The sequence below is a fragment of the Thermodesulfobacteriota bacterium genome (assembly GCA_040757775.1).
Classification (GTDB): Bacteria; Desulfobacterota; UBA8473; order UBA8473; family UBA8473; genus UBA8473.
In genome coordinates this window covers 55,827-62,140 of the sequence record JBFLWQ010000021.1, presented here as the reverse complement: position 1 = coordinate 62,140, position 6,314 = coordinate 55,827, and the positions used below count along the sequence as shown (strand labels likewise).

The 6,314-nt window shown below is 41.3% G+C and carries 6 protein-coding genes; 1 reads left to right on the top strand and 5 read right to left on the bottom strand.

The genetic code is table 11. The annotated features are described in order from the left end of the window. The first annotated feature begins 273 nt into the window (after positions 1–273). Complete coding sequence (locus AB1401_12225; GenBank protein MEW6616211.1) at positions 274–1,716, top strand: CoA-binding protein; 1,443 nt, start codon at positions 274–276, stop codon at positions 1,714–1,716. On the opposite strand, the gene AB1401_12220 is transcribed toward AB1401_12225, so the two are convergent. The 5 genes from AB1401_12220 to AB1401_12200 form a co-directional block, all read right to left on the bottom strand. Continuing rightward, complete coding sequence (locus AB1401_12220; GenBank protein MEW6616210.1) at positions 1,698–2,552, bottom strand: DUF4384 domain-containing protein; 855 nt, start codon at positions 2,550–2,552, stop codon at positions 1,698–1,700. The genes AB1401_12225 and AB1401_12220 overlap by 19 nt on opposite strands. Before the next feature lie 97 nt (positions 2,553–2,649). Next, a complete protein-coding gene (locus AB1401_12215) occupies positions 2,650–4,134 on the bottom strand; it encodes an ankyrin repeat domain-containing protein (GenBank protein ID MEW6616209.1) in 1,485 nt (494 codons plus the stop codon). A gap of 29 nt (positions 4,135–4,163) precedes the next feature. Then, complete coding sequence (locus tag AB1401_12210; GenBank protein MEW6616208.1) at positions 4,164–5,624, bottom strand: ankyrin repeat domain-containing protein; 1,461 nt, start codon at positions 5,622–5,624, stop codon at positions 4,164–4,166. A 92-nt stretch (positions 5,625–5,716) separates the two neighbouring features. Next, positions 5,717–5,911, bottom strand: coding sequence for a PIN domain-containing protein (locus AB1401_12205; protein ID MEW6616207.1), 195 nt, complete (start codon positions 5,909–5,911; stop codon positions 5,717–5,719). Further along, the gene (locus AB1401_12200) at positions 5,872–6,228 is read right to left on the bottom strand and encodes a hypothetical protein (GenBank protein MEW6616206.1); all 357 of its coding nucleotides are present in this window, start codon (positions 6,226–6,228) and stop codon (positions 5,872–5,874) included. Before AB1401_12200 ends, AB1401_12205 begins: the two co-directional genes overlap by 40 nt. Positions 6,229–6,314: the final 86 nt, after the last annotated feature.

Below are 6,314 nucleotides of genomic sequence, written 5' to 3'. Positions count from 1 at the left end.
TAATAATACAATTATTCCCACTGTATTCTTGCCGAATAATTTCTGTGAACCTTAACCCATTTTCTTCCCAAATACAAGAATAATTAATAGAGTTATTTTTCATTTTTTTTCAAAGTGAGGCACTACCCAATAAATCACCATCCCTTCTCCATTTTCAGGACGGAACAACCAGGAAAAATCCCTCTTCAGTATTGCAATGGGAAATATTTAATGGTATCTTTGCAATATAATTCTTGGATAGATAGGGGGAAAAACAAAATAGAGGAAATGAAGATGAATGCTGTTGAACGAATAAAACTGTTCATGGAACCCAAAAGTGTCGCACTAGTTGGGGTATCCTCCCGTACAGGAATGCACTCTTTTAATATTCTGGAAAATATACTCGATCTTGGATACCAGGGTGAGATGTATCCAGTAAATCCTAATACCAGTAATATCTTAGGTAGAAAAACCTATCCAAGCATTCAAGAAATTGATGCAGACATTGATCTCGCAGTGGTATCAATTCCAAGATCTCAAGCACCTGGCATTATCGAGGAATGTATAAAGAAGGGGATAAAAGCCATAATAATTGTAGGTCAGGGTTTTGCTGATGCCAGTGATGAAGAAGGTAAGCAGCTTCAGGAAAAGATAGTAAAAATGATCAGAAACACTGAGACCAGGATAATAGGCCCAAATACTATAGGAGTATCCAACCCATTTGTAGACTTCAGTACATCTTTTGCTAAACAATCTGAAATTAAAAGGCTTCCCATAGGAGTTATCAGTCAAACCGGTATGTTTTCCGGCAGCTTTCCAGACTTGAATCTATTGGGCAAAGGGATTGACCTGGGCAATGCCTGCGATATAGATTTCGCTGACTGCATGGAGTATTTCGAGTATGATCAAGACACAAAGATTATATTTCTTCACATCGAAGGTATAAAGGATGGCAGAAGATTTATAGAAGTAGCAAGACGTGTAGCAAAGAAAAAACCCATATTGGCTTTAAAGACAGGGGTCTCACCACGTTCGGCAAAGGTAGCACAGTCTCACACAGGCTCAATGATAGGCAAAAACGAGGTCTGGGAAGGGGTTTTTAAACAATGTGGAATAATCAGGGTAAGTGATTTTGATGAGATTGGTGATCTAATAAAGGCATTTTCTTATCTCCCTTTGATGAAAGGCAGGTCTACAGGAATAATCTCGCTCAGTGGTGGAATTGGGCTTATGGCTATGGATGCCTGCGAAGAATACCAGTTAAACATACCCGAGCTATCCCCGGAAACAAGAGAAAAGATCATCAGCATCTCACCCGAGTGGCATACCATAAATAACCCTGTAGATATTTGGCCCGCCATGGGGATTTCAGGACGCCCTTTCGGAGAGGTTCTCATTACAACCATAGAGGCAGTTCTGAGTGACAACAAAATCCATGCTGTTTTACTGATTGTAGGTGCCTGGTTTGAATCCATATCTCCTCCATTTTCAGAGATTGTTTTAGAGATTGCCGATAAATTCAAAGATAAGCCGATTGTTTGGGCACCTTATGAAGGCTGGTTATATAAGATCACAGCAAGAGAAATAGAAGACAAGATAAAGGATCACGGCAGAGTGGCGATTTTTTCTTCGCCCAAAAAGGCGCTGAAAGCTCTATCAAGATTGGCGGAGTATTCGGAATTTCAAGAGGAGAGTAGTAATTGGTATGCTTGTCGGAATCATCGCCCTAGTGTGTAGACTGTTGTTGCCTCTGTCCAGTCAGACAGTTCCAACTGGTTAAGCCTCTTTACCAGGTCGCTTATCATCCCGGTGGATTTTGCATCAAAGACCCTGAACAAACCCTCCTGAAAACCAAGAGGTACTATCTCCTCTTTTTGCCGTGTGGCTATTACCTTTATCCTCTCCTCGGCAACAGGACCTTTATATCCAGGGAGAAACCTTGCCTGAAGCTTGATCTTGCTTCCACTAACAGGAAATTCATATACCTGGCCGGCATTCACGCTATTGTCTGGATTCACGGAGTTTGGCAGAAGGAGTGTTACCGACCCATCAGCAGCCACAGAAAATATATAAACATAGCAGTCGCGATTAGCCTGATAAAATATCTTTACCTCATCACCTTCCTTTAAATCTGCCTTTGAGAGCGAAACCTTCAATGAGATGCCTTCGCCTTTTTCAGGATAGACAGGTTTGACAAGGGCTTTTAGTTTTACTCTGTAAAGATTTCTGTCCTTCTCATCCCATCCCTCTTTAATAATATTAACCTTTTCAACCTTTCCTCTCACTGCTGCATATATTAAATCCTCGGCAAGCTGGCTATTTGAGACGAGTGTATGAGACCTTATAAATACGCCAACTGCCTTTTCAACTGCCTTGTTCTGGGCGTCCCTCTTTGCGCGTTCCATTATCTCTCTTTTAGTATCATATTCCCCCATAACAGCCTCGCCCTCAGTCTCAACCCAAACTTGTCCCTGAAGACTTTTATCAGGGACAGGCTTTTCAGAGGCTTGCACAGGAAAGGTTATCGCCATCCACATAATAACTGCAACAACAAATTGCCACTTTCTTGTCATCCTGGTAACTCCTTTTCAATAATTCCTTCATCCCCCTCTTAACACCCCCCTCGCCCCCTCTTAGCTTAAGAGGGGGCGAGGGGAAGTTACTTAAAATTCATTTCCTCAACCCAAACCTCCCCTTCAACTTTTCCGGTTCAGGATTTATGCCCGGACTCTGCTGGACATTGATTTGTTTTGCCTCGTCTTCTACCAGTGGCTTTATATATTCGTAAATCTCTGCAATGGTCTTTTTGCCATCCTTTAATGCCTTGAGAAAATAGTATGTGAATATGCCGTGCCCCTTTTCCGGAGATGATGTGGAAATCTGTGTTCCCAGTGTTGCAGATAACACTGCAATATTCTGAGGTAACACAAAGCCATCTTTTATCATCACCAAAGGCCTTGCCCCTTTTGCAAGAACACTCCTTCCGCCAGCGCCGGAAAAACAGGAATCAAGGACAATAACTATTTCCGCAACCTGAAGTTTACCGAGATTGTCATAAAGGCTCTTAAGAGGAAAGCCTGTATCAGATAGGTAATTTGGATCGCCATCATAAGGTACTATATATGCATCACCTGTTTTTGGCTCTGGCGCTCCATGCCCTGAATAATAGACAAATACCCTGCTTTCAGGCTTTGCCTTGTTTGGAAGCCATGTTTTAATAATCTTTTCAATGGCTGATTTAGTTGCACGTTCATCCAAAAGCAGTTCTATGTTTCTCGGCTTGAAGCCCAGTGCCTTTACATAATCACCAACAAGTTTTGCATCGTCGTATGAATAATCGGACTTCGGGAGGCTCTGATAACCTTCAATGCCTATAATTACTGCAAGATCGTTATCTTTCATTATCCTCTCCGACGGACTGAAAGAGGGTTTGTCTATATCGGACTGAATGGAAGGAGCGGCTTTAGAATCGGTTTTTTGCATAGATGATTCCTTAACAACTTCTTTAATTATCTCCTTCATCTCTTTCGCCTTCGCTATTTCTATCTCTTTGGACTTAGCGACCTCTTGCTCCTTTTCTTTCTGCTGTGCAATCTTATCTTGTTTTGCCTTGAACGGCTGTAATGTTGCAGCACAAGCCTGGCCAGTTGATTTATACCACCACGTTTTGTTGGTGGCGCACGCAGATATTGCATATTCCAGATCGGCACCCTTTTCCACCAGAAGGTCTATAATATTGGGTTTTCTATAGAACGCTGCCCACATTAGAGGAGTTATTTGTCGGTCAATTAAATTTACATTGGCACCTTTCTCAATCAAAAATTTTGCCATATTAATATTTCCAGCCTTTATGGCCCAAGTTAGAGGTGTTCCCCATCCCATAGAATGATTGACATCTGCACCCCTCTCGATCAGGAATTTTACTGTATCAAAATGCCCATATTCTATTGCCCACGCTAACGGTGTTCGAGAAGGTTCACCACCTTTTTCGTCGATCGTAGCTCCGCTATCAAGCAGGGCTTTAACCTGCTGGATGTCGCCCCTCCTTGCCGCATCCGTCAACGGTGTTGCACACCCTGCCAGTAAGCCTGATACGGCAAGGATTAAAATACATGCATTAAGTTCCTTCGTTACACTCAGGACAAGCTTTTTCATCCCCCATCTCCTAAATGGCTTTTATCCTTTTAATGTTCTCCAATTCTCTGCCTTTCAATTAGTCTCTGTTTTATCAATTCATTGGGCGCAATCATTTGTGGTAACTGTTCATTATTATACACCTTTCTTGCAATGAGTTCCACCTGCGGTTTGATATAATTAAACAGTTCACCGATTTCTATCTTTCCATCTCCGTTGGTATCGCCTTCCCCTTTTATTCCTTTAAGCATGAAATAGGTAAACAAACCATGCCCTTTTTCCTCATATGTAGAGCTTATCTGGTCTCCTGATGCTGCAGAGAGGACTGCTATTTTTGATGGGATTACTAAAGTTTCCATTGTTATAACCAATGGCCTTGCACCTTTTGCTATGACACTCCTTCCACCTGCCCCTGAAAAACACGAATCAAGTGCAACTATTATCTCTTTTGCCTGAAGTTTTCCAAGGGATTCATAGAGCCTTTTTATAGAATACCCTGTCTGGTCAATAAAGGATGGGTCTCCATCATAAGGTACAAGATAGGCATCCCCTGTCTTTGGGTTCGGAGCACCGTGTCCTGAATAGTAAACAAAGACTGTGCTATCTTTTTCAACATTGTTGGAAAGCCACTTTTCAAAATATTTTTCCATGTCACTTTTTAATGCTCTGTCATTTATAAGTGTAACCACATTTTCTTCCGGATAGCCCATTACCTTTGTGAGATAGTCTGTCATAATCTTTGCATCATGTACTGCAAAATCAGCCTTGGGAAGTTTCTGCCGGTATTGCTCAATGCCAATAACGATAGCGTAGGAGTTTTTGTTGGGTTTTGCTTTTATTGCAGGAAGTTCGTCAACATCAGTTTGAACGGATGGAGCAAAGGCTTTTTCAAAGGAACCCGAAACACTAGGTGTCTCTTCTTTTGCCAGAATTTTCTTGTAGCGTGCCTCTTCAGTATCGGTAAGCAAGCGGACAATTATCGTATAGCCTTTTTCTTGAGCTAATATGAGAGGTGTTTTGTTTTTATAATCTGCAATGCTGTTATTAGCACCTCGATCTATTAGAAGACGCACAATATAAACATGCCCATTATTTGCCGCATAATGCAAGGCTGTTCGACCCGTATCAGATTTTGCATTTATGTTAGCTCCTCTATCCAATAAAAGGCGCACTATATCAACATTGTCAACATCGGACATCGCAGCATAATGTAACGGTGTTAATGTCCGTTCAAAAAGTTGTGAAGGCCCTGCCTTAGCATTCACATCAGCACCATTGTCTAACAGAATACGCGCTATCTCTGTTTGGCCATTTATGGAGGCAAGATGCAAGGCTGTTCTGGCCCCAGAATCCTTCTCGTTCACATTTACACCCTTAGCCAATAAAGCCTTTACAGTGTTAATATCACCTTTGTATGCTGCATCTATAAATGGCGTTGCACATCCTGCCAGAACGATAATCACAGCAAAAATTAAAATGGATGCAGATATGGATGCAGATATTTTCTTCATAAGGCACCCTCTAAAAATCTATTCAAGATAAGTTAAATATTTCGATTATTCCAAAGTTTGTGCAGTCTGTCCAACTGAAACCTTTATCCATTTTAGTCTGCCTGATAATACTCGGTTATGATCTGCAGAACCTTCAGGTAGTGGTTGTCAGTAGTTACAACTTTTAACCCATGCTGCATGGCAGAAGCAGAAATCCATAAATCATTGGTAGGTATCGGGGTGCCTTCCTTCCTGAGATGATTAACAATCACAGCATATCTTTCTGATGTCTCTTCATCAATAGCCACAACCCTAACCCTTGGAGAGGAAAGAAATTCCTCAAGAATCGCCTTGTTTTTTTCCATAATTCCTCATCCACTTTTTGCTGTAGCTGAAGGTTGTTATTGAATATTGCAGCATCGTTTTTTGACCACACACCAGACAGATTGTCCAGATCATGATAAAACGCTTTCTTCTTTCTGTCCTTTGTTTTCACACCTGTTGCCTTTTCCAATAGGGTAATGAAAGCCTTATTAAGACTTAAACCTTTTGCTTTTGCTTCCTTCTTAACCATCGCTTCAATCTCATCAGGTATACTTCTCAGCGTAATCTGTTTCACGTGCATCACCCCCCCCTTGACCCTAAAAGTAATTCATTATGATTCTATTGTTGCAGTAATATCCATTTATGTCAAGAATATACATGATAGGA

Excerpts from the sequence above, each read along its gene's own strand:
- AB1401_12225 (MEW6616211.1), top strand. The coding sequence starts at position 274 with ATGAATGCTGTTGAACGAATAAAACTGTTCATGGAACCCAAAAGTGTC.
- AB1401_12220 (MEW6616210.1), bottom strand. The coding sequence starts at position 2,552 with ATGACAAGAAAGTGGCAATTTGTTGTTGCAGTTATTATGTGGATGGCG.
- AB1401_12215 (MEW6616209.1), bottom strand. The coding sequence starts at position 4,134 with ATGAAAAAGCTTGTCCTGAGTGTAACGAAGGAACTTAATGCATGTATT.
- AB1401_12210 (MEW6616208.1), bottom strand. The coding sequence starts at position 5,624 with ATGAAGAAAATATCTGCATCCATATCTGCATCCATTTTAATTTTTGCT.
- AB1401_12200 (MEW6616206.1), bottom strand. The coding sequence starts at position 6,228 with ATGCACGTGAAACAGATTACGCTGAGAAGTATACCTGATGAGATTGAA.